Origin of the sequence: Nocardia brasiliensis, from assembly GCF_011801125.1 — a bacterium.
Taxonomy (GTDB): Bacteria; Actinomycetota; Actinomycetes; order Mycobacteriales; family Mycobacteriaceae; genus Nocardia; species Nocardia brasiliensis_C.
On the sequence record NZ_CP046171.1, the window covers coordinates 6,668,107 to 6,691,608 of the forward strand.

General features: G+C 69.0%; 20 protein-coding genes. 10 read left to right on the forward strand and 10 right to left on the reverse strand.

Features of this window, described 5'->3' with window-relative positions:
- Positions 1–34: 34 nt before the first annotated feature.
- The gene (locus tag F5X71_RS30445; RefSeq protein ID WP_167465092.1) at positions 35–1,903 is read left to right on the forward strand and encodes a lipase family protein; all 1,869 of its coding nucleotides are present in this window, start codon (positions 35–37) and stop codon (positions 1,901–1,903) included.
- Positions 1,904–1,913: 10 nt separating this feature from the next.
- Here F5X71_RS30445 and F5X71_RS30450 read toward each other — a convergent pair whose 3' ends face one another.
- From F5X71_RS30450 to F5X71_RS30460, 3 genes are all read right to left on the reverse strand, one after another.
- Positions 1,914–2,498, reverse strand: coding sequence for an NADPH-dependent FMN reductase (locus F5X71_RS30450; protein ID WP_167465093.1), 585 nt, complete (start codon positions 2,496–2,498; stop codon positions 1,914–1,916).
- 76 nt (positions 2,499–2,574) lie between these two features.
- Positions 2,575–3,495, reverse strand: a complete 921-nt coding sequence (locus tag F5X71_RS30455) for an endonuclease/exonuclease/phosphatase family protein (RefSeq protein ID WP_238815561.1) — start codon at positions 3,493–3,495, stop codon at positions 2,575–2,577.
- Between the two features lie 68 nt (positions 3,496–3,563).
- Positions 3,564–4,682, reverse strand: coding sequence for a serine hydrolase domain-containing protein (locus F5X71_RS30460; RefSeq protein WP_167465094.1), 1,119 nt, complete (start codon positions 4,680–4,682; stop codon positions 3,564–3,566).
- Positions 4,683–4,985: 303 nt separating this feature from the next.
- Here F5X71_RS30460 and F5X71_RS37280 point away from each other — a divergent pair, with 303 nt between their 5' ends.
- The 3 genes from F5X71_RS37280 to F5X71_RS30475 all read left to right on the forward strand — a co-directional run bounded on the left by F5X71_RS37280 (position 4,986) and on the right by F5X71_RS30475 (position 7,036).
- Positions 4,986–5,450 (forward strand): GyrI-like domain-containing protein, encoded by a 465-nt coding sequence (locus F5X71_RS37280; protein ID WP_238815562.1) that lies wholly within the window; start codon positions 4,986–4,988, stop codon positions 5,448–5,450.
- Positions 5,451–5,717: 267 nt separating this feature from the next.
- The gene (locus F5X71_RS30470) at positions 5,718–6,035 is read left to right on the forward strand and encodes a hypothetical protein (protein WP_167465095.1); all 318 of its coding nucleotides are present in this window, start codon (positions 5,718–5,720) and stop codon (positions 6,033–6,035) included.
- A gap of 419 nt (positions 6,036–6,454) precedes the next feature.
- On the forward strand, positions 6,455–7,036 hold the full coding sequence (locus F5X71_RS30475; protein ID WP_167465096.1) for a hypothetical protein: 582 nt from the start codon (positions 6,455–6,457) through the stop codon (positions 7,034–7,036).
- A 29-nt stretch (positions 7,037–7,065) separates the two neighbouring features.
- Here F5X71_RS30475 and ychF read toward each other — a convergent pair whose 3' ends face one another.
- Together ychF and F5X71_RS30485 are read right to left on the reverse strand one after the other, a co-directional pair.
- Positions 7,066–8,145, reverse strand: a complete 1,080-nt coding sequence (gene ychF, locus F5X71_RS30480) for a redox-regulated ATPase YchF (RefSeq protein WP_167465097.1) — start codon at positions 8,143–8,145, stop codon at positions 7,066–7,068.
- 103 nt (positions 8,146–8,248) lie between these two features.
- Positions 8,249–9,172, reverse strand: a complete 924-nt coding sequence (locus F5X71_RS30485; RefSeq protein WP_167465098.1) for a quinone oxidoreductase family protein — start codon at positions 9,170–9,172, stop codon at positions 8,249–8,251.
- Positions 9,173–9,334: 162 nt separating this feature from the next.
- Between F5X71_RS30485 and F5X71_RS30490 the strand changes: the two genes are divergently transcribed.
- Together F5X71_RS30490 and F5X71_RS30495 are read left to right on the forward strand one after the other, a co-directional pair.
- A complete protein-coding gene (locus tag F5X71_RS30490; protein ID WP_167466870.1) occupies positions 9,335–10,168 on the forward strand; it encodes an AraC family transcriptional regulator in 834 nt (277 codons plus the stop codon).
- A 156-nt stretch (positions 10,169–10,324) separates the two neighbouring features.
- Positions 10,325–10,747 carry a VOC family protein gene (locus F5X71_RS30495; protein ID WP_167465099.1) on the forward strand — a complete coding sequence of 141 codons (423 nt, stop codon included), beginning with the start codon at positions 10,325–10,327 and terminating at the stop codon, positions 10,745–10,747.
- A 51-nt stretch (positions 10,748–10,798) separates the two neighbouring features.
- Here the strand turns inward: F5X71_RS30495 and F5X71_RS30500 are convergent, their stop codons facing one another.
- From F5X71_RS30500 to F5X71_RS30510, 3 genes are all read right to left on the reverse strand, one after another.
- Complete coding sequence (locus F5X71_RS30500; protein WP_167465100.1) at positions 10,799–11,650, reverse strand: carbohydrate ABC transporter permease; 852 nt, start codon at positions 11,648–11,650, stop codon at positions 10,799–10,801.
- Positions 11,647–12,522, reverse strand: coding sequence for a carbohydrate ABC transporter permease (locus F5X71_RS30505; RefSeq protein ID WP_428981509.1), 876 nt, complete (start codon positions 12,520–12,522; stop codon positions 11,647–11,649). The genes F5X71_RS30500 and F5X71_RS30505 overlap by 4 nt, the downstream gene beginning before the upstream one ends.
- 62 nt (positions 12,523–12,584) lie before the next feature.
- Positions 12,585–13,904, reverse strand: a complete 1,320-nt coding sequence (locus F5X71_RS30510) for an ABC transporter substrate-binding protein (protein WP_167465102.1) — start codon at positions 13,902–13,904, stop codon at positions 12,585–12,587.
- A gap of 274 nt (positions 13,905–14,178) precedes the next feature.
- Here F5X71_RS30510 and F5X71_RS30515 point away from each other — a divergent pair, with 274 nt between their 5' ends.
- The 4 genes from F5X71_RS30515 to F5X71_RS30530 all read left to right on the forward strand — a co-directional run bounded on the left by F5X71_RS30515 (position 14,179) and on the right by F5X71_RS30530 (position 18,970).
- Complete coding sequence (locus tag F5X71_RS30515) at positions 14,179–16,467, forward strand: carbon starvation CstA family protein (RefSeq protein WP_167465103.1); 2,289 nt, start codon at positions 14,179–14,181, stop codon at positions 16,465–16,467.
- Positions 16,468–16,523: 56 nt separating this feature from the next.
- Positions 16,524–16,727 (forward strand): YbdD/YjiX family protein, encoded by a 204-nt coding sequence (locus F5X71_RS37285; protein WP_238816057.1) that lies wholly within the window; start codon positions 16,524–16,526, stop codon positions 16,725–16,727.
- An 84-nt stretch (positions 16,728–16,811) separates the two neighbouring features.
- Positions 16,812–18,431, forward strand: coding sequence for a DNA-3-methyladenine glycosylase 2 family protein (locus F5X71_RS30525; RefSeq protein WP_167465105.1), 1,620 nt, complete (start codon positions 16,812–16,814; stop codon positions 18,429–18,431).
- On the forward strand, positions 18,428–18,970 hold the full coding sequence (locus F5X71_RS30530) for a methylated-DNA--[protein]-cysteine S-methyltransferase (protein WP_167465106.1): 543 nt from the start codon (positions 18,428–18,430) through the stop codon (positions 18,968–18,970). The genes F5X71_RS30525 and F5X71_RS30530 overlap by 4 nt, the downstream gene beginning before the upstream one ends.
- Positions 18,971–18,982: 12 nt before the next feature.
- Here the strand turns inward: F5X71_RS30530 and F5X71_RS30535 are convergent, their stop codons facing one another.
- Entirely contained in the window at positions 18,983–22,099 is a 3,117-nt protein-coding gene (locus tag F5X71_RS30535; RefSeq protein WP_167465107.1) for an AAA family ATPase, read from the reverse strand.
- A 25-nt stretch (positions 22,100–22,124) separates the two neighbouring features.
- Positions 22,125–23,303 (reverse strand): exonuclease SbcCD subunit D, encoded by a 1,179-nt coding sequence (locus tag F5X71_RS30540; protein WP_167465108.1) that lies wholly within the window; start codon positions 23,301–23,303, stop codon positions 22,125–22,127.
- Between the last annotated feature and the right edge of the window lie 199 nt (positions 23,304–23,502).

Here is a 23,502-nt window from a genome sequence, read left to right on the forward strand (position 1 = left end):
CTTTTGCCACGTAACCGAGGGACGGAGGCCGCAGGTGAGCGGTGGCAGCTGGGATCCGCGCGGAATCGCCTGGTGGCTCCCCGGGCTCGCCGTATTGCTCGCCGGGGTGTTGCTGTATTCACCGTTCGGGGTCTCCTTGGTGGCGGGACGCGTGGTCGTCGCCGGTGCCATGGTGGCCGTGAGCGCGTCGGCGGCGGCACGGTGGTGGTGGACGCGGCGCGGCACGGTGGAACCGGAAACCAGCACGCTGACACCGGTGCGCAAGCACGACCCGCAGGCGCGGGCGCAGGCCCGCCGCCTCGCGCGCCGCGGCCATGCGCTGGCGGCCGAAGCCCTACTGGCCGCGGGTTTCGCCGCGCTCGGCGCCGCAGCGCTGACCATGCCGGTAACACTGGCTTTCGTATGGACCGGTGCCTTCTTCCTCGTAATCGGCGGTTGCGGCCTGGCCGCGCGGGCAGAACGCGACGAGGTGCTCGTCGCCTCCACCGCGCTGGCCGGCTGGCAGCTGTTCGCCGGGCTGGTTCTCACGACGCTGCCCTATCGCACCGGCCTCGATTTCACCGCGTGGACGATCGGTGCGCTGCTGGTCACCGGTGCCGCGATGGTGCTGCGCGGAGCCCGGCTCAGCGCCCCGCTGCCACGGGCGAGCGCCATGCGCTGGTGGCGTCCGGTGGCGCTCGGCGTGCACATCATCGTGCTCGCGGGTGCACTCGGCTGGTACGGCACGATCGTCACCCAGGCCGTGCGACAGCGCGACGAGCAGGGCCGCCTGGCCGCGTTCTACGAAGTGCCACAAGGACTTTCCCCCGCCGCCCCCGGCACGGTGATCCGTTCGGCACCGCTGTCGCTGCCCGGCGTGCACGGCCATGGCCGGCGCATTCTGTACTGGTCGCAGGACGGTCAGGGCCGACCGACGGTCTCCTCCGGCGTGGTCATCGCGCCGCTCGGCGACGCCACGAATCGGCCCATCCTCAACTACACCCACGGCACCGTCAGCCTCGGCGCCGACTGCGCGCCGAGCAGACAGTCCGACTTCGCCGCGACCATGCGGCCGTGGCTCGACGGTGCGCTCGACCGCGGCTGGGTGGTCGCGGCCAGCGACTACGCGGGCGCGGCTGGCACCGGCGACGGCGAGCACTACCTGGTCACCGCCGACCAGGGGCGCGACGCGGTGAACGCCGCCCGCGCCGCGCGCAACCTGCCGGGTACCGGCGCGGGCACCGACATGGTCATCTACGGCGTCTCGCAGGGCGGTCTCATCTCGCTGGCCGCCGCCGCGCTGACTCCCGGCTACGCGCCCGAGTTGCACCTGGTCGCCGACGCCGCGAACGCCGCGGCCTCCGATATCGCGGGCATTCTGCGGGCGCGCCCGCCGCAGCTGGTCAACGGCTGGGCCGTCGTTCCCTTCCTCACCACGCAGTTCCCGAAGGTGTACCCGAACCTCGACCCCACCGCGCTGCTGACGCCGCAGGCCGCACTGCGCAATCGCGAGATCGCCGCAGCCGGTTGCGCCGCAACACCTTTCAGCGCTCTACTGCCCCGGCTCACCGCACTCCCCGGCATGGGCGAATATTTCAAGGGCGACCCGCTGGCCGACCCGGCCTGGCGACGAGCCTTCGAGGAGAACCGCGCGCCGGACATGCCGCCCGGCATTCCGGTCTATCTGGCGCACGGCCTCGACGACGAGCTGGTCCCGCCGAAATTCACCGCGGCCCTAGCCCAGCGCTATTGCGCCGCGGGCACCGACGTCACCACGCAGTGGAACCCGGGCGTCGGCCACGACAACGAGAACGAGCAGGCCGTCGCGCCGAAGGTGCTCGAGTGGTTCACCGCGCGCCTCGCGGGCCAATCCCCACCCGGCACCTGCGGCCTGCCACTGCCTGCGAGCCTGACCGAGCACTGACCGCCCCGAGTCAAGCGACGTAGGGCCGTTCGGCCCGCGCCTCCCGCAAAGCCGTTCCCCACCAAACGATTTGGTCGAGTAGCTGGTCGGCGGCCCGGCGCGGCGCTTGCGGGTCCACCAATTCCCCGCTCGCATCGAAGAGCTGGGCGGCGCCGTGGAAGCTCACCGTGTCCCGCACCGTGACCGCGTGCAGCTCGGCGAAGACGTGCCGCAGGTGTTCCACCGCGCGCAGGCCGCCGGAAACGCCACCGTAGGACACGAATCCGACCGGCTTGGCCCGCCACTCGGTGAAGTGCCAGTCGATCGCGTTCTTCAGCGCCGCCGGATAGCTGTGGTTGTACTCCGGCGTGACGATGACGAACGCGTCCGCCGCGGCCAGCCGGTCGCCGACGGACCGAAGTGCCCGCGCGTCATCGAGTTCGGGCTCGTTCGTCAGGTGCGCGGGCAGCCGGTCCTGCGCCAGATCGATGACCTCGACCGCGATGTCGGCGCGCTGTTCGGCGCACCGCGCGAACCAGGTGGCCACCGTCGGGCCGAACCGCCCCGCCCGCGTGCTGCCCACGATCACTGCCAGTCGAACCGGATTCTTCGCCATCACAATTCCTTTCGAGATACTTGATGCCGACGGATAGCCTCAAACATCAACAAAGGTTGAAGTCAAGCTCGGCCGGTCACGGCAGCACCAGGACTGCGAGCACCGGGCGATGATCCGAGCCGGGAAGGTCGAGAACGCGCAGGTCGCGGACCCCGAAACGGCGGTCGGCGAGCACCCGATCCAACGTGACCGCCGGAATGAGGTCACCGTCGTAAGGTCCCCAGGTGCCGACCAGACCCTTGCCCCGCACAAGGGCCGCGTCCCGATAGCCGGAGTTCAGTAGGTCGCGCATCACCGAATGGTCGAGGGTGGCGTTGAAATCGCCGGCCAGAATGCGCAGCGGACCGTCGGGGGTGGCCCGCTGCTGGCGGCGAAAGCTCTCCCGCCACGGCTCGATCGCCGCACTACTCGACGGCGCCGCAGGATGCGCCGATTCGACGAATACGCCGTAGTCGGTAAGTTCCGCTATGGCCTGGGTGAATCCCCACGGATTCTTTCGGACGCCCGCGTCCCGCAAGGGGATTCGCGCGAACACACCCGATCCGCCGACACCCGCCGCGGGATAGCTCACGCGGTGCGGAAAGTACGGCGCGAACGCGGCGGCGAACTCCGGGGTCAGCTCTTGCACCGCGACAACGTCCGCGTCCCTGGCCAATTCCGCCAGCCGAGCCGGATCCACGCGCCCCATCAGCACATTCACCGACATGACGCGCAGTTCCGGACCGCGCGCGCCCCGCATCGCGTCGCCGTCCTCGAGCCACCGCGGCACCACGCAGGCGGCCAACGCGATGACGACCACGGCCGCGACCAATGCCGGATACCGTTGCCGCAGCAGCACGGTCCACAGCAGCGGCAGCACCGACAACGCCGCCACATAGGGCGTGAAAGCGATAAGCTGCGCCATCGGATACCACGAGTCGAACCCGCCGATCCGCACCACCACCCAGGCCGCACCAGGGAGAGCCGCACCCCACGCCGCAAACGCTTTCCATCGCACCGCCCACACAGTAGACGGGGGTATGTGCGCAGTTGTGTTCGATTTGTGGGGATTTCGTGTCGATTCCGTCAGTTCGCGGCGCAGAGGGCCGCGTCGACTACCTTCATGACGTCCGCAGTGGGTTGCGCGGTCTCGGGCACCTGGTTGACACTCACCGTCACCGCCCGTCCGTCGGCGGTGACGCCGCCGCGGGTTTCGAAACCGTCGATGTCACCGCCGTGGCCCCAACTGTCCTTGCCACATGGCAAGCGGCGGTACATCAAGCCGAGCCCATAGCCCGCCGGGGGTCCGGAAACCGGCAGCGGCACAGTCTGTTTCATCTCAGACAACTGGTCAGGTGACAACAGCTCGCCGCGCATCAGCGCGGTGAAGAACCGGTTGAGATCCGCGCCGGTCGACACCATCGCCCCCGCCGCACCGGCGGCCGTCACGTTCTGGCGCGTGTAATCGACCCGCGCATCACCGAGCACGGCGTAGCCCACCGGATGCGGACCGCGGATATCGGTCTCCTCGGCGTCCGGATAGTAGGTATCACGTAGTCCGAGCGGTTCGATGATGCGGCGGGCGATCTCCCCGCCGAGCGACCCACCGGTGACCTGCTCGACCAGCAGGCCCGCGATGGCGTAATTGGTGTTGGAGTACGCCCATTGCGCGCCCGGTTCGAAATCCGCAGGCAGGGTCAACACGTCACGGACCACCGCATGGATGTCCGTGATCCCCCAGCGCACCCGATCGGCATGCATATCGACCTGCCTGGGCTTCGCCTCGGACCCGAACTCGGCGGCATACTCCGGCAGCCCGCTGGTGTGCTGCAACAGATTTCGCACGGTGATCCGGTTGCCGTCGATCCCAGGCCCGTGCACCAGCCCGGGAAGATACCGCTCAACCGGCGCGTCCAACTCGACCTTGCCCTCGGCCACCAGCTGCAGCACGACCGTGGCCACGAACGGCTTGGTATTGCTGCCGATCCGCACCCGCGCGTCATCGGCGATCGGGGTCCCGCGCTCGATATCCCCCAGTCCGGCATGCGCGGTCCATACCTGGCCCCGCTCGGTGACCACCACTTGCGCCCCGGGCAGGTGATCCTCAGCGATCAACCGGTCCAACCCCGCCACGACCTCGGCCTGCCCCGCCGCACCGAATACCGTTGCGTCCCCGAAACTCTCCGTCGAGGCACACCCCGTCACCAATACCCCCGTAAGCACCACTACTGCCGATAGCCGACGACAAACCCTGTTACGCAACCGATTCCCTTCCCACACCGCAGCCACGCTACGGACCGCACCAACCCCTTCCCATCCAGTGAGCCCCCGTCTTTCCGGTAGTGCTGGCCCCACCACCCGGCAGTTGTCGCCCGACCTCCGACCCACCCGGCACGATCACGGCTTGGAGTCCAGTCAGCGCACCGAGGCACCCCTCGCGGCCGGCGAGTACGACACGTTCGATGTCTCCGGCTTTCGCGATATCTTCGATAAATCCCCGAGCTGTAATTGCCGAGCGGCTATCGAATTCGCCTCCCCACTCCGGCCGGCTACGCCGCTCTGAAGTTGCAGGCTTGGTGCAACCGCTCCGCAAACAGCGAATACCAGGATGCCGCCGACCTCACGTCCGCGTGCGGCGGTACCAGCTATTCGGTCACGACTCTACGAACCCGCGACAGGACGAGCCGACCCGCTGATCCGCGCCGACATGGATGCGGACTTGACCTCTTCCCTGTCAACACGGTCGACGCCTACGACTTCGCGATCGTCGACCTACCGGCGATCGACAAGGCGGCCACCGTGGTGCACCGCGGCAGCATGCAACAGGCGCTGGAACCGTGGCAGGCGCTCGGCCGCTGGATCGACGAAAACGGTTATCGCACTGTAGGCCCCAGCCGCGAGGTCGCGCTCGTCTACACCGAGGACGAAAGCGGCTGGGTGACCGAACTCCAGGAGCCGATCGTCGCGAAGTAGCGCGACCAAGATCAGGGGGAACTGGTGGCGGGCGGCTCTCGGGCGATGCCGCCACCAGTTCCCCCTGATCTTGGTCAGATCCGCCCCGCGACTCCTTCGCTCGCAGATAGCCACTGACCTTGGGCTAGTCCATAGCCTGCCGCAGATAGGTGCGCATGTCGGGTGGGCCTCCGCGCCTCGGTTTTGTCCGCCCATGTCACCGCCACGAGTAACGAACCCGATTCGGCTGCGATGTGATCCAGACAACACCGATTCAGGAGGTTCGGAATGTTAACTGTGAAGCGACTCGCGGCGGGGGCCGCCGTTGCCACCGCCACAGCGGCCACTGTCCTCGCCGGTGGCGGCGTGGCCCAGGCCGACGTGCCGGTGTGGGAGGCCAACTGCCACGTCTACAACATCTTCAACACCGGCGGCATGGCCAACTGTGAGCTGCCGACCTGGCACCAGGTGAAGCTCACCTGCGTAGCCTGGCCCGTCCCCTTCACTTACTGGAAGTACGGCCCCATCCAATACGGCCAAAACCAGTCCTGGGCCAGCTGCGACTCCTTCAACGCCCTGGTAAAAGTCGAGGTGATCCAGGCCTAGAGGTGCTCGACTCGAACTTCGGAGCCGAATACCTCTGCGCTTTCCCCGGCAACCCGACTGCGGCAGGTCCCGCCCCGTTGCCCCGCACCCGGCCGGATCTCCCGAGCCCGAGCGCGTGCTCGCGACGAGTCGAGTTCGCACAGCGGGGCGCGGCAGGTTGGCTGCCCGAACCCTGGCCGGGCCCTTGGAGATCGACCGTCAGTCGGCGGTGAGGTCCCCTTACCTCACCGCGTCAAACATAATGACAACCACTTGTCCTCAGTCACGCCAAAACCCCTCTCGGAAAACAGATTCCGTCAGCTCGGGAAGGGTTCGTCAGCAACAATCGGACAGTCCGCAGCAGCTCCGCGAGTGGATCACACCGTGTCACCATTGTCGGTGATGCCCGGTTCCGGGCACGAAACCGACCGAGGAGCAGCATGGGCACCTACCGCTTCGATCGCGGCTATGCCAGCCCGTACTTCATCAACGACCAGGAGTCCAACTCCGCGATCCTGGAGGAACCGCTCATCCTGTTGGCCGAGGACACCCTCGCAACCCATGCGGATGTCCTCTCGATCCTGGACTCCGTGGCGAAGACTGGCCGTTCGCTGCTGATCATCGCCCATGACACGGAAGGACCGGCCATGGAAATGGTGGTCATCAACAACTCCAGGCGTACTGTCAAGGCGGCGGTCGTCAAGGCGCCCGGCCTCGGCGACCACCAGGCTCACTACCTCGCAGACCTCGCGGCCGTCACCGGCGCACATCTCATCAGCAAGTACTACGACCTGCCCGCGGCGAAGGCAACCCTCGACCACCTCGGCTCAGCCCAGCGAGTGACTGTCACCAAGAACCAAACCACGATCCTGGACGGCGCAGGCAACCCTGACCGCATCAATCAGCGGATCAAAGAGACAACAGCGATCATGGACGTAGTCACCGACGACGTCGACAAGCAGCTCCTGCAAGAACGCCTGGACCAGCTGATCTCCGCAGCCCAAACCCCCACCACGACCTGAGCCCCGCCGAAAGCGGAAGCGGCGAAAAGCTATACGTTGAACCTGAATTCGACGACGTCGCCATCGTTCATGACGTAGTCCTTGCCTTCCATGCGGACCTTGCCCGCGGATTTGGCGGCGGACATGGAGCCGGCTTCGACCAGGTCGGTGAAGGCTACTACTTCGGCTTTGATGAAGCCGCGTTCGAAGTCGGTGTGGATGACGCCTGCGGCCTTGGGGGCGGTGTCGCCCTGGTGGATTGTCCAGGCGCGGGCCTCTTTCGGGCCTGCGGTGAGGTAGGTCTGCAGGCCGAGGGTGTGGAAGCCGGCGCGGGCGAGGGCGTGCAGGCCGGGCTCGGTCTGGCCGATGGATTCGAGGAGTTCGAGGGCGGACTCGTCGTCGAGCTCGAGCAGTTCGGCTTCCACCTTGGCGTCGAGGAAGACCGCATCCGCCGGTGCGACAGCGGCTTTCAGCTCGGCGACCTTCGCCTCGTCGGTCAGCACCGCCTCGTCGGCGTTGAAGACGTAGAGGAACGGCTTGGTGGTGAGCAGCGAAAGCTCTTTGAGCAGTTCGGTATCCACCTTGTTGCCCGCGGCGAACAGGGTGGTGCCCTCGTTCAGGATCTCCTGCGCGGCCTTGGCGGCGTCGGCGATCGGCTTGCGATCCTTCTTGATCTTGGCTTCTTTTTCGAAGCGCGGGACCGCCTTCTCCAGGGTCTGCAGATCGGCGAGGATCAGCTCGGTCTCGATCACCTCGATGTCGGCGGTGGGATCGACGCGGCCGTCGACGTGCACCACGTCGTCGTCGGCGAACACCCGCACGACCTGGCAGATGGCGTCGGCTTCGCGGATGTTGGCGAGGAATTTGTTGCCGAGCCCGGCACCCTCGGAGGCGCCCTTCACGATGCCCGCGATGTCGACGAACGACACGACGGCGGGCACGATGCGCTCGGAACCGAAGATCTCGGCGAGCTTGTTCAGCCGCGGATCGGGCAGCGGCACCACGCCGACGTTCGGCTCGATGGTCGCGAACGGATAGTTCGCGGCGAGCACGTCGTTCTTGGTCAGCGCGTTGAAGAGCGTCGACTTTCCGACGTTGGGCAGGCCGACGATTCCGAGGGTGAGACTCACGAGATCAAGAGTCTACGCGCCAGACCCGCTCCTACCTGCACCGGCCGTCTTCCCCGACTTCCCGCACCCGAACAGCACCGGGTGCGGGAAATCAGGGACCCGGTCAGGGCACGAGCACGACCTTGCCGAGGTTGGCGCGCCCCTCGATCACCCGGTGCGCCGCGACGGCGTCCTCGAGCGCGAACTCGGCGTGCACGACGGGCCGCAGCAGGCCGGAGGCGAGGAACTGCCACAGTTCCTGCCGCCAGTGGTCGTACAGGTCGGGCTGATCCTGCGCGATCCGCGCCATCTGGAACCCGATCACCGATTTGGCCCCCACGAGCAGGTCGTAGGCCTCGATGGTGCCGCCGCCGGAGCTGTAGGCGACCAGTCGGCCGCCGGGCGCGACGGCCGCGATGGCGGGCCCGAGCAGATCGCCGCCGACCGCGTCGAGCGCGTAGTCGACGGGCGCACCCCACGATTCCCGGCCGTAGTCGACAACCTCGTCGGCACCGAGATCGCGCACGAACTCGGCCTTGGCGAGATCGGAGACCGCGCCGACCACCCGCGACGCCCCACGCAGGCGGGCCAGCTGCACGGCGAGGTGGCCGACGCCGCTGGCCGCCGCGGTGATCAACGCCGACTCGCCGTCCTTGGGTTGCGCGGCGTCGAGTGCGCCGAGCGCGACCAATCCGCTGCGCACCAGCGCGACCGCGTCGACCGCGGACCCGCCGTCGGGGATGGGCGACGCCATGGCCGCCGAGAGCAGCGCATAGTCGGCGTATCCGTGCCCGAACACCAGGCCGGTCACGCGATAGCCGGGCTGATAGCCGGTGACGCCGTCACCGACGGCGACCACCTCACCGGCGATCTCGCCGCCGAGCGCGATCGGCTCGCGCTGCTCGCGCACCTTCCGCACCACCGGCAGCGTCACGCCGATCGCCTCGACCCGCACCAGCAATTCGCCAGGACCCGGCGTCGGCACCTCGACCGCCACGACCTCGAGCACTTCCGGACCACCGCTGCGCTCGTACTGGACCCGACGCATCACACCTCCACAACTCATCAGAAGTGGCCACGGTAACCGCACATCACCCTCGATCCACACCCCCGAGTGCGACATCTCACCGGCGGACCGCGGCGGCGGTGATGCGCCGTACCCGCTGCACAGCACCTTGCGCCAGGGCCGTCGCGGAGTAGCGTGACCAGCATGGAGCCGAGCGCCGAGCGGGTGACGGCCCGGCCGGCGCCGGTGCTCGCGCCGTTCATCGACCACTATGTCGGCTACCGAATCGTGGGGTATCCGGCGGGCCTGCATCGCGGCCTGCCGTCGGCGCACATGACGTTCATCGTCAGCATCGGTCCGACCATCGACGTTGTCGCACAGACCGATCCGCGCCAGTCACCGCAGGACTATCGATGCACCCTCGGCGGCTTGCAGGCCAGTTCGGCGCTCATCTCCCACACCGGTGATCAGGAGGGGGTCATGGTCGCGTTGACCCCGCTGGGCAGCCGGGCACTGTTCGGGACGCCCGCGGCGGAGCTGTGGGATGTCTCGGTGGAGTTGGCCGATGTGGTGGGGCCGGTCGGCATGGAGCTCTGGGAGCGGTTACAAGGCCCGGCCACCTGGGCGGAACGCTTCGCGATCTGCGACCGGATCCTCAGCCGCATCGCGGCCCCGGATCGACTGGTCGGACCGGAGCTGACCTGGGCGTGGCGCAGTGTGGTCGGGTCGGGCGGCGCGGTGACCGTCGGCGCGCTGGCGGACGAGATCGGCTGGAGCAGACAGCATTTGGCGCGTCGCTTCGGCGCCGAGTTCGGCCTGAGTCCCAAGCTGGCGGCCCGGATCGCCCGATTCGAGCGGGCCCGCCGGATGCTGCAGCACACCCCCTCGCACATCTCCATCGCCCAGGTGGCGGCCGCCTGCGGCTACTACGACCAGGCCCATCTGAACCGCGACTTCGCCGAACTCGCGGGCGCCAGCCCGACGACCTGGCTGGCGGACGAGGCCACCTCCGGCCAAACCAGGACGAGATCCAAATAGGGCGAAACTACCGCTCCCACACCAACATATCGCCGCGGGTGACCGGCCGTGCGCCCAGCGAGACGATGGGTGATCCGCGATGTCGGCCACAGCCCGGGCGGCGGAGGGGTTACATCTGTCCAAGACGGGGCGGGGGTTGGGGGTGAGGGTGTGGGTATGACGAATCCAGCGAAAATCGATGCGAACACACGGACCGCTGTTTGGCCGACGTTGACCTTCACGGACTGCCGGGCTATGGCTGCTTTTCTTGCCGAGGCGTTCGGCTTCGAGGAGACCGCTATGTATGCCCGTGCGGACGATCCCTCGGTGATCGAGCACGGGGAGATGCGGTGGCCGCTCGGCGGCGGGATCATGTTCGGCAGCTCGTGTAAGGACGCGGGCGTGTTCGGGCAGCGTCCGCCGGGCAACGACTCGACCTATGTGGTGTGTGAAGACCCTGACGCGTTGTTCGAGCGTGCCTCGGCGGCCGGGGCCGAGGTGATCCGCGGCCTCCAGGACGAGAGTTACGGCTCGCGCGGCTTCGTGGTCCGTGACCCCGAAGGCAACCTGTGGAGCTTCGGCACCTACTGGGGCGAATAGTCTCAGCGGTCTCGAACGGCCCGGCGACCGGTGCGGGCCCGGGCCGTTCGCTCAGCGTCCGCCCAATCCGGTCATGGCGATACCGTCGACGAAGGCGCGCTGCGCGATCGCGTAGACGACGAGCAGCGGAAGCAGGAGCACCATCGCCGTGGCCATCAGCAGCGGCCACTGGGTGTGGTATTGGCCCTGCAAGCGCACCAAACCCAAGGTGGCGGTGGCGATCTCGGTGCGCTGGATCATCACCAGCGGCCACAGGAAGTCGTTCCAGACGGTAATCCAGGTGAGCACCGCGAGCACCATCAGCGCAGGACGGGTGTGCGGCAACAACACCCGCCAATAGACCTGCCACGGGGTGCAGCCGTCGAGGATCGCCGCCTCCTCCAATTCCGCGGGCAGGGTCGCGAAGAACTGCCGCATCAGATAGGTGCCGAAGGCACTGCCGAACAGTCCGGGCACGATCATCGCCCACGGCGTATCGACCCAGCCGAGTGCCCGCATGAGCAGGAACTGGGGCAGCACCGTGACGGTCAACGGCACCATGAGGGTGCCGAGATAGGCGACGAACAACACTTCGCGGCCACGAAACCGCAAGCGCGCGAACGCGTATCCGGCCAGGGAGCAGAAGAACACCTGCCCCGCGGTGACGCAGCCCGCGTACACCGCGGTGTTGACCAGCATCCGGCCCAGCGGCAGCAGCTCGAAAACCGCTGTGTAGTTGGACCAGCGGGGATGCTCGGGCAACAGCGCCTGTTCGGCGACCTCGCCTTCGCCCTTCAACGACCCGGACAACGCCCAGAGGATCGGTGCGAGCGCAACCCACCCGATACCGACGAGCACCGCGTATATCCCCACACCGCGCACCGTCCGGCGCAGGATCACCCGCTGCGCACGGCCGCGCGTCACAGCGGTACCGCAGCGCGCCTGGCGAAGCGCAGTTGAATCAGCGTGAGCACCAACAGGATCGCGAACATCACCCAGGCCAGCGCCGAGGCGTAGCCCACCTCGTAGAACCCGAAAGCGTGCTGGAACAACATGATGCCGAGCAGATAGGTCCCGGTGTCCGGTCCTCCGTTGCTCCCGGTGAGCGCGTACACCTGATCGAAGGCCTGCACCGAATTGATGATGGTGATCACGAAGACGAACGAGAGCGGCCCGCGGATCAACGGCAGCGTGATCGCCGAGAACCGCCGCAGCGCACCGGCTCCGTCGATCCGCGCCGCCTCGTAGAGCGGCTCGGGCACGCCCTGCATCGCGGCGAGCAGAATGACCGTGGCGAAAGGCAGGCTTCGCCAGACGGTCACGATGCTCAACGACACCAACGCCAGGTGCGGGTCGGTCAGCCAGGGCAGCGGACCGAGGCCCAGCCACCCCAGTCCGAGATTCAGTATCCCGTCGTCGGTGAGGATGAACCGCCAGACCACGGCCATCGCCACGGTGGAGGCGACCAACGGCAGAAAGGCCAGCGTCCGGAACAGCCCGACACCGAACACCTTCCGGTTCAGCGCCGCCGCGATCCCCAGCCCGAGCACCACCGTCGGCACCAGGGTGAGCACGGTGAACAGCGCCGAATTGCGCAGTGCGATGGGGAACAACGGATCCGCCCCGAGCAGACGCCGATAGTTCTCCAGTCCCACGAACCGCATCGGCCGGAACAGGTCCCAGGCGTGCAGGCTGAGATAGAAGGAGAAGCCCAGCGGAAACAGCAGGAACACCGCCACCGCGGCCACGTTCGGCGCGACGAAACACCAGCCCGCCCGCTCGTGTCGCCGCGCCAGCCCGCCGCGCGGGGCCGCGCGGCGCCGCGGCCGTGTTCGCCGGCGCGACAACTCGTCAGAGTTCATGAGGCGTCCAGCAGCGCATCGACGGCGGCCGGGTCGAGGGCGGTGGCGGGCACAGCGCCGCGCAGTACCCGGTTCGCGTCGCGTTCCAGCAGCGCGGAGATCTTGCCCCAGGCCGGAGTCACCGGGAACGGTCTCGAGTTCTCCGGGCCCTCGGTGAGCACGGTGAGGTTGCGCAGGTCCCGGTGCGCCGCAAGGAAACCCGGTGTGCGCATGGCGGACTTCAGCACCGGCGTGAACAGGCCGGAGGCGGCGATGACGGCCTGCCCCGCCGGCCCGGTCGCGAATTTGACGAACTCCCAGGCTTGTTCGATCCAAGGGCTGTCCGCGGCGATGGCCAGCCCGGTGCTGCCGACAGCGGTGACCGCGCCCGGTCCACCGTGCGGGCCGACCGGAAGCACCGTGACATCCATGCGAAGCCCGTCGCGACCGGCGAACTCCGAATACAACCAGTGCCCGCCCAGGACCATCGCCGCCCGACCGGCCCGGAACAGGTCCGGCGCCGAGATGGACAGCCGGTCGGCGACTTTCGGCGCGACACCGTGCCGCAACGCGAGATCGGCATAGAACTGAAAGCCCGCCGCGAAGCGGGGATCGCCGAGATTGGTCCTGGTCGGCGCCACCGAGGGCGTGAACCACGGCGACCCGTTGTTCATCCCGAAGCAGGCCGCGGAATAGTAGGGCACCCAGGCGTCGGCGAAGCCCCAGCGCCGAGCGCGGGTGAGAGTTCGTGCCGCGTCAAGGAATTCGTCGAACGACCAGGCTTCGCGCCAGCGGGCCGGCGCGGTCAGTCCCGCCTCGTCGAACAGATCACGGTTGCAATAGAGGAACACACCCGACCACTGTTCGGGCAGCGCGTACTGACCGCCCGCGTAGGTGAACGTGTCATACAGCGCCGGATAGCTGTCCGCGCGCAGCATCTCGGCGTATCCGGTCTCGCGGTCGAGCAGCGTGCGCAGATCCAGCAGCACGCCCCGCTCGGCCAGCCCGGCGTAGAGCAACTCCCAAGCCATCACCACGTCAGGGCAGTTGCCGCCCGCGCAATAGGTGAGCAGCTGCTGCTGAGGATCGGGCCCGGACATGATCGTGCGAATCCTGATGTCCGGGTGGCGCTTCCGGAATTCGTCGATGATCAGCGCGCGCACCCGCGCCTCTTCGGGCCTGGCCTGGAAAAAGAACGTCAGCGCGTCGTCGTCGGCCGCGCATCCGGGCGTCGCGAGCACCGGCGCGGCCAGTGCCGCGCCGAGCAGCGTGCGACGGCGAACCGGTGCCACGATGCCTCCACAGTGGGTCCGACCAACGAATGCCCGAGCCAGCATGGCAGCATACGGATGGCAACATCGTGGAGCGAGGGAACACGCCAAGCCCGCGCCGGCGACCTCGACCGAGACCCCGCCGAAGCACAGCTACGTGGGCCACCCGTACCCACGCGCACGCCGCTACTCGTAGGAAGACACAGCACGAGTCGCCGCGCCGAGAACGAAATGCAGCGAATGTTCAGACTTGGCTAAGTCCGGCTCGAGCGCGCTTCAGTTCAGCTACGTTGTCAACGTTTCAGCAAGTCAAGCTCGATCTCACGGGAGAGTAGTTCGCATGGCGACCATCGAATACCTCCGGACTGATCCCGACCTACCTCCCGTTGGTGTCGTGGACCGTTCGCCTATCACCCCCACCAAGAAGGCCATTTTCGCGGTGATCGCCGTCATCGGCGCGATCGCCTGGGCCGTGCTCGCCATCTCCAGAGGCGAGTCGGTCAACGCGGTGTGGATCGTGGTCGCGGCGGTCTGTACCTATGTGCTGGCCTACCAGCTGTACGCCAGGCTGATCGAACACAAGATCACCAAGCCGCGCGACGATCAGGCCACACCCGCCGAGATCCTGGAAAACGGCAAGGACTACATGCCGATGGACCGGCGGGTGCTCTTCGGGCACCACTTCGCCGCCATCGCGGGTGCGGGTCCGCTGGTCGGTCCGGTCCTGGCGGCGCAGATGGGCTACTTGCCCGGCACACTGTGGATCGTGTTCGGCGTCGTGCTCGCCGGCGCGGTGCAGGACTACCTGGTGCTGTGGGCCTCGACCCGCCGCCGCGGTCGCAGCCTCGGGCAGATGGCACGCGACGAACTCGGCGTGGTCGGCGGCATCGCCGCCATCATCGCCGTGCTGGTGATCATGATGATCCTGCTCGCGGTGCTCGGCATCGTCGTGGTGAACGCGCTGGCCGCGACCCCCGACAAGGACGGCGTGCTGCACGGCGGCAGCCCGTGGGGCGTGTTCTCCATCGCGATGACCATCCCGATCGCCCTGTTCATGGGCGTCTACCTGCGGTACCTGCGCCCCGGCAAGGTCGGCGAGATCTCCCTGATCGGTTTCGCGCTGCTGCTGCTCGCGATCATCTCGGGCAACTGGGTCGCCGAATCCGGCTGGGGCCAGGACTGGTTCACCCTCTCGGGCACCACCATCGCGTGGTTCCTCATCGCCTACGGCTTCATCGCCTCGGTGCTGCCGGTGTGGCTGCTGCTCGCGCCGCGCGACTACCTGTCCACCTTCATGAAGGTCGGCACCATCGTCCTGCTCGCGGTCGGCGTGCTGATCACCATGCCGGTGCTCAAGGCACCCGCGGTCTCGCAGTTCGCAAGCTCCAGCAGCGGTCCGGCCTTCGCGGGCAGCCTGTTCCCGTTCCTGTTCATCACCATCGCCTGCGGCGCGCTGTCGGGCTTCCACGCCCTGGTGTCCTCGGGCACCACGCCGAAACTGCTGGAGAAGCAGTCGCACGCCAGGATGATCGGCTACGGCGGCATGCTGATGGAGTCGTTCGTCGCGGTCATGGCGATGATCACCGCCAGCATCATCGACCAGCACCTGTACTTCGCGATGAACGCGGGCGCCGGTGTCACCGGCGGCACCGCGGAAAAGGCCGCCGCCTACACCAACAGCCTCGGCCTCAGCGGCCCGCCGGTCACCCCGGGCCAGCTGGAGCAGGCGGCCAAGGACGTCGGCGAGACCAGCATCGTCTCGCGCACCGGTGGCGCGCCGACGCTCGCGGTCGGCATGTCCGAGGTGCTGCACCGCTTCCTCGGCGGCACCGGGCTCAAAGCGTTCTGGTATCACTTCGCGATCATGTTCGAGGCGCTGTTCATCCTCACCACGATCGACGCGGGCACCCGCGTCGCGCGCTTCATGCTTTCGGACTCCCTGGGCAACCTGGGCGGGGCGGCCAAGAAGTTCAAGGATCCGTCGTGGCGGCCCGGCGCGTGGCTGTGCTCGGCGATCGTGGTCGCCGCGTGGGGCTCGGTGCTGCTGATGGGTGTCACCGATCCGCTCGGCGGCATCTACACCCTGTATCCGCTGTTCGGTATCTCGAACCAGTTGCTCGCCGCGATCGCGCTCACCGTCGTGCTCACCATCGTGATCAAGAAGGGGCTGATCAAGTGGGCATGGATTCCGGCCATCCCGCTGGTCTGGGACCTGATCGTGACGATGACGGCGTCCTGGCAGAAGATCTTCTCCGCCGATCCGAAGATCGGTTACTGGAAGCAGCACAGCATCTACAGCGCCGCGCTCGACGCCGGAAAGGTAGTGGCGCCGGCCAAGACGGCCGAGGATATGGAGAAGGTGGTGCGCAACAGCTTCATCCAGGGCAGCCTGTCGATCGTCTTCGCGGTGCTGGTATTGATCGTGGCGATCGTCGGTGTGCTGGTCTGCGTGCGAGCCTGGCGCGCGGGCGGCGGCGAGAGCAGCGAGACACCCGACGAACCGTCGAAGATCTTCGCGCCCAGGGGCTTCTTCCCGACGTCGACCGAGAAAGAGGTGCAACAGGAATGGGACGCCCTGATCGCCTCGGGGCAAATCCGGCCATCGGGCGCGGCGAAAGCCGTGCATTGACACTCGGTGCTACCCCGCAGCACGGCCGGTCGGCTCGACCGGCCGTGCTGCGGCGCCTGCGGGCGGCCCGAAAGGCCTGTGGCACAGCGGTTCGCAACGTCGTGTGGTGGTTCGACTCGATCCTCGGCGGCCAGGATTATCAGCGCTATGTCGCGCACCTGACGCGTAACCATCCCGGCTGTGAAATCCCCACCGAGCGCGAGTACTGGCGCGGCAGGCACGCGGACGCCGACACCAATCCGCAGAACCGCTGCTGCTGAGCGGCACCGAGTTCCAGCATTTATCCGCGTTCTCCGCAGCTCAGCGGCACGTCGGCGATCGTGGCGAATTTCCGCTAGCGGAGAATGCTTCCAAATGACATTGTGGTGGGCGTGACGATCACGGTGTTGGATTTCGAGCGGTGCTACCGGGCGGTGTCGACCAGAGACTCCCGATTCGACGGACAATTCTTCACCGCGGTGCGGACCACCGGAATCTATTGCCGCCCTTCGTGTCCGGCGATCACCCCGAAACGGACGAACGTCTCGTTCCTGCCGACCGCCGCCGCGGCGCAGCAGGCGGGGTATCGGGCCTGCCGCCGCTGCCTGCCCGACGCGGCGCCCGGCTCGCCGCTGTGGAACACCAGGGCCGACCTGGCCGCGCGCGCGATGCGGCTGATCGGCGACGGTGTGATCGAGCGCGGTGGCGTGCCCGCACTGGCGGCCACCCTGGGCTATTCGCAGCGGCAGCTCACCCGTGTGCTCACCACCGAACTCGGCGCCGGGCCACTGGCTCTGGCGCGTGCGCATCGGGCGCATACGGCGCGACTGCTGATCCAGACGACGGCAATGCCCATGTCCGACATCGCTTTCGCAGCGGGCTTCGCCAGCATCCGTCAGTTCAACGACACCGTGCGCGAGGTATTCGCGGTCAGTCCCACCACCATGCGCACCGAGGCGCAACGGGCCAAATCCAGCTCGAACAGCCGCCAGGCGCCACCGGTCAACGGCTCGCTCAGCCTGCGGCTGCCCTACCGCGAGCCGCTGGACCGCGCCTGGCTCGAATGGTTCCTCTCCGCGCACGTGGCGCCCGGAATGGAGTTGTGGGAGAACCGTTCCTACACCAGAAACCTGCGCACTCCGCACGGGTACGCGACCACGCGGCTGAGCTTCCAGCGCGATCACGTCCGCGCCGAGCTCGCGCTGCACGACATGCGCGACCTGGCGCCGACCGTCGCCCGCCTGCGCCACCTGCTCGACCTCGACGCCGATCCGGTCGGCATCGACGAGGTGCTTGGAGTCAGCGCGGGACAAGACATTCCGACGCCGGAAGCCGCCGATCCGCACACCACCCGGCTGCCCGACGCCGGCGCGGGCGCACCGCCGGACGCCGAGGACGTGCCCGGCGCGACCGCCACCCGCCAGCCCGTGTTCAGCCCCGGCATCCGGGTGCCCGGCTGCCTCGACGGCCCGGAGCTGTTGCTGCGCACCATGATCGGTCAGCAGATCTCGGTCTCGGCCGCCGCCACGCACACCGCGCGCCTGGTCGAGGCGCTGGGCGACCGTGTCGAAGGGCCCATTCCGCTGCTGTTCCCGACCCCGGCCACCATCGCCGAACGGGGCGCCGAGGTGCTCACCGGCCCGGCCCGGCGGGTCCGCTCGATCATCGGTGTCGCCGAGGCGCTGGCCGGCGGCGAACTCGCGCTGCACCAGGGCCGCACCGCCGCCGACCTACGCCGCGACCTGCTCGCGCTGGACGGCGTCGGCCCCTGGACCGCCGACTACGTGACCATGCGGCTGCTCGCCGATCCCGACGTGCTGCTCAACACCGATCTGGTGGTGCGCCAGGGCGCCGCGCTGCTCGGCGTCGACCTGGCCGACACCGGACGCTGGGCGCCGTGGCGCTCCTATCTGTCCATGCACCTGTGGAAGGCCGCGCTGACCGACCGCGCCAAGACCACCGCCGGAAAGGCGAGCCGAACATGACCGCAGCCACCACCCGTCGCACTACCGCGCGCCACCGCGGCACCGGCACAGCCGATTTCGCGACGACGGACACGCCGATCGGCCCGTTCACCGCGCTCACCGACGCCACGGGATACGTGCTCGCCGCGGGCTGGACCACCGACGCGGAGAACCTGCGCACGCTGATCCATCCGGCGCTGCGCCCGACCGAACTGCGCCACCGGGATTCGCTCGGCCCGGTCACCCAGGCCGTGATCGACTACCACCGCGGCGATCTCACCGCGATCGACACCGTGCCGGTCCGCCAGCATTCCGGGGAGTTCCTCCTGCACGCGTGGGAGGTGTTGCGCCAGATCCCGGCGGGCAGCCCGATCACCTACACCGAATTCGCCGCGGGCGCGGGCCGTCCCGATGCCACCCGCGCCGCCGCGAACGCGTGCGCCCGCAATGCCGCGGCCCTGTTCGTCCCCTGCCACCGCGTCTTCCGGATCGGCGGTGCGCTCGGCGGCTTCCGCTGGGGCCTGCCGATCAAGCGCTGGCTGCTCGACCACGAGGCCTGAGCAACCGGCCGCTCAGGCGACGGTGGCCTCCAGGCGGGAGCCCGCGCGGCCGCGACGCACGTGCAGCCGACTCGGAATGCGCTGACGCATCTCGTCGACGTGACTGACGACGCCGACGACGCGACCACCGGCACGCAGCTCGTCGAGGACCCCCATCACCGCGTCGAGGGTGTCGGCGTCCAGGCCGCCGAAACCCTCGTCGATGAACAGGGTGTCCAGCACCAGACCGCCGGACTCGGCGGCCACCGTATCGGCCAGCCCCAGCGCCAAAGACAGTGCGGCCATGAAGGTTTCCCCGCCGGACAGGGTTTTCGCCGGACGTATCGCGCCGGTGTAGTCGTCGCGAATGTCCAGGCCGAGCCCGCCCCGGCGCCCGCGCGGGCCCGCCTTGTCCGAGTGCACGAATTCGTAACGGCCCCCTGACATTCGGCGCAGCCGCACCGAACCCGCCTGCGCCACCTCCTCCAGCCGGGCGGCGAGCACGTACGAGCGCAGCGACATCCGGCGATTGTTCGCACCGCGCCCCGCCACCACTTCGGCGAGCCCGGCGAGTTCGTCGTGGGTGCGCTGCAGCGGTGCGATCCGATCGACGGCGGCCCACAGCTGGCCGCCGAGGTCCTCCAGCTGACTCACCCGCCGGTTGGCCTCGGCGTGCGCGGCGACCGCGGCGTTGAGTCGCGTTCGCGCGGCATCGACGAGCGCCTCGACCTCGGCCAGATCGCCCGGCTCCCGCGCCGCGGCGTCCTGGATCTCCGGCTCGGCGAGCACGGCCTGCGCGTGCGCGCGGGCGTTGTCGGCGGCGGCCAGCTCGGCATCGATCTCCTGCTGCCGCTGCGGGGTTCGGCTCGCCGCGTTGACGACTCGCGCGTACGCGGTCAATCGCGCCACGTGCTCGTCCGGCGCGGGGATCTCGCCGTCCGGCACGAAACCCGCCGCACGGGCGAGGCTTTCCACCCGGTCGGCGATGACCGCGACCTTCTCGCGCGCGGCGACGGCCGCGGCGCGGGCCTCGCGCAAGGCGGTGGCATCGGCGACCAGGGCGGTGAGCCGGGCGCGGCGACGGTCGATGGTCTCGTCCGCGCCCGCCGCGACGCGCAGCCGCTCGGTGAGTTCCGCGAGCCGGGTGTCGGCCGCGACGATGTGCGCGGCGACGGTGCTGCGGCGCGACTCGGCCGCGCGGAGCTCGTCGTGCAGCCGAGTCTCGTCGGTGCGCAGGCGCGTGAGGTCGGCCGACAACGCCTCGGCCGTGGCCGCGAGCTCGGCGGTGTCCTCGTAGCGATCGGTGGCCGCGCGCAGGGCGGCGGCCAGCTCGACCCGGTCGGCGTCGCCGCCGCGGGCGATGAGCGCCTCGATCTCGCGCTCCAGACCGGTGATGCGGGCCTGCACCCGATCACGCGCGTCCTCGGCGGCGCGTTCGGCGGACACCGCCGCGTCTTCGGCGTCCTTGGAGACGGCGTCGGCGGTGGGGCGCGCCGGCGCCGGGTGTGCCGCGGAACCGCATACCGCACACGGCAACCCGTCGACGAGCCCACCGGCCAGTTCGGCGGCCATGCCCGCCAACCTGCGCTCACGCAGGTCGAGCACCCGCTCCTTGGCATCGTTGTGTGCGGCGCGCGCCGTCTCGAACTCGATCCTGGCGTGATCCAGATCCGTTTTGCGCGAGGCGAGTTCGACCGCGGCCCCGGCGGCGGCCTGCAGACGTTCGCACTCGGCGGTCAGGGTCGGCAGCGTAGCGGCCGCGCTCGTCGCCTCGCGGAGCCGGACATCGAGCGCGGCGAGGGTGCCGGGCAGCTGGTCGCGGCGCTTGGTCAGCTCGGCCAGCCGGGCGGTGAGCGTGCTGCTTTCGGCGCGTAGTGCCGTCAGTTCCGTGCCGAGCCGGGTCGCGGCCGTCGCGTCGGCGCGCACCTCGTCCAGCCCTCCGATCTGCGCACTCCACCGGCGGATCGCGGCGTCGATATCGGCGTCGTCGCGCACCGAGGGTGCGCGATCACCCTCCACACCCCTGCTGTCCGGGTCGGACGACGCCGCGGCCTGCTGGTCCCCGACGTCGATCAGCTCCGCGCCGCCGAGGTCCGAGGCGCCGGGCTCCAGCAGTCGGGTGGCCAATCGGCTTGCCGCATTGCCGGTTTCGTTTTCCGTGGCGCGCATCAGCATGACCGCGTCCCTGGCCTCGTCGATCGCGGCAACCACCGGTTCGGCGCGCCGGGCCGCGTCGAGTTCGGCCCGCAGCGCGCCGCGCCGGTCGGCAGCGGCGGTGTACTGCTCGAGCTGGGCGTGCGCGGCGGCCATCCGGCGACGCAGCCCGTGCAGCCGGCGCTGCTCCTCGGCCATGCCCTGCACCCGCGCCGACTCCTGTTGGCAGCGTTCGGTTTCCGCGGCCGTGCCGGTCAGGTCGGTGCGGGCGGCGGCGAGTAGATCCTGCGACCAGCCGACGGCCTCGAGCGGACCCACGGTCTCGGTGGCGCTCACCCCCGCCGCGACACCGACCTTGGCGATCAGCCGGTCGATCCCCTGCTTGCGCGCCTCCAGATCGGCGGCGGAAGCCCGGCGCTTGTCCGCGAGCCACTGCTCGGCGCTGCCGAATCGTTCGGTGTCGAAGAGCTTTTCGAGCAGCTTCTCCCGATCCTCGTTCTCCGCGCGCAGGAAGCGCGCGAAGTCACCCTGCGGCAGCAGCACCACCTGGAAGAACTGGTCGGCGCTCATCCCGAGCAGCCGGATGATCTCGTCCCCGATGTCGGGTATCCGGGACAGGTTTTCCCCACGGCCGTCCAGCCAGGTCAGCGTCGCCTTCGCCGGATCGGTGCGCATCCCGGTGCCGCGCCGCTTGGGCCGCTCGAATTCGGGGATGCGGGTCAGGCGCAGGCGGCGGCCGCCCAGCGTCACCTCCAGCACCACCTGGGGCGGCGTCTCGTCGGGTGCGTGATCGGAGTGCAGGCGCTTGCTCTCACCCCGCGCTCCGGGGACCTTGCCGTAGAGCGCGAACGCGATCGCGTCCAGCACCGTGGTCTTGCCCGCGCCGGTCTGCCCGTGCAGCAGGAAGAGCCCGTCGGCGCCGAGCGCGTCGAAATCGATGACCGTGGTCTCGGCGAACGGGCCGAACGCGGTCATCTCGAGCCGGTGCAGCCTCATGCGCTCGCCACCGCGGGTGTACCACTCACGCCGACAGTTCCGTCGCCGATTCCGTCGCGGTCAGCACGCGGTCGGGCTCGGCCACCGCGGCCGCGAGTGCCCGTTCCAGCCAAGCCATTTCGCCCGTACTGGGCGCCCCTCGCACATCGGTCAGAAAGGTCTGCGCTACTTCGGTGTCGCGGCGGCCGTGCACCCGTTCACGGTAGCGCAGCTCCGGATTGCCCTCCGGGCGTACCCACTCCACGTGCACCGCGTACGGGAACCGTTCGCGCAGCTTGCGCATGGCGTCCACGGGCCGGGCCGAGTCGGTGAGGACCGCGGCGACGTAGTCGTCGGTGGCGGCCTCGTGGCTCGCGTCGGTGAGCAGCTCGTCCAGGGTGCCGGTGAGCTTGCTCAGCCCGCGGACCACCGGCAGGTCGTGGCGGCGCACCTGGCGCAGGCCCGCGGCATCGAGGTCGACGAGCCACACCGCCTTGCGGTGGGAGCTCTCGGCGAACGAGTACGGCAGCGGCGAGCCGCAGTAGCGCACCGACTCCGACAGCGTCTGCGGCGAATGCAGGTGCCCGAGCGCGACGTAGTCGATGCCGTCGAAGGCCGACATCGGCACCGTCTCCACGCCGCCGACCGAGATGGACCGTTCCGAACCCGTCGCCTCCCCGCCGACGACGAAGGCGTGCGCCAGCACCACCGCGCGGACCCCGGGACGCCCGGCGCGATCGGCCCGAATCCGCGCCATCGCGGCGGCCAGGATGTCGGCGTGCGAACGGGCCTGCGGTACACCGAGTTCCGCGCGCGTGATCTCCGGTTCCAGGTAGGGAATGCCGTAGAACGCCACCGGGCCGTGCGCGTCGTCCAGCAGGACCGGCCGGTCCGCGTCGGCGACCGTGGTGCGCAGGTGCAGGCCGCCCGCCGCCGCGAAGCTCGCGCCCGCCCCCAACCGCGCGGGCGAATCGTGATTGCCCGACGTGGCGACGATCACCGCCCCGGCGGCGCGAATCGCCTCGAATCCCCGATTGCACACCGCGATCGCGTCCGCGCTCGGAATGGAGCGGTCGTACACGTCGCCGGGCAGCACCACCACATCGACCGACTCGGCGGCCACCAGCTCCGCGATCGCGGTCAGTGCCCGAGCCTGATCGGCCAGCAGATCGACCCCGTGGAACGTGCGCCCGATGTGCCAGTCCGAGGTGTGCAGCATCCGCATGCCGCGAAACCGTAGGCGAGTGCACCGACAGATATCAATTGCCGAGCCCGCCGTGTCGGATAGCCGCGCACCTCGCGCGGCGTGTCCACGGTGTTTCCCGGTCCGGGTCACGCAAGCCCCGTTATGGATTCGCGGACAGGTCCGAGCGTGCCTGCGCCAGGCGGTATTTGCCGACACGGTGCGGGCGGATAGCCGACCT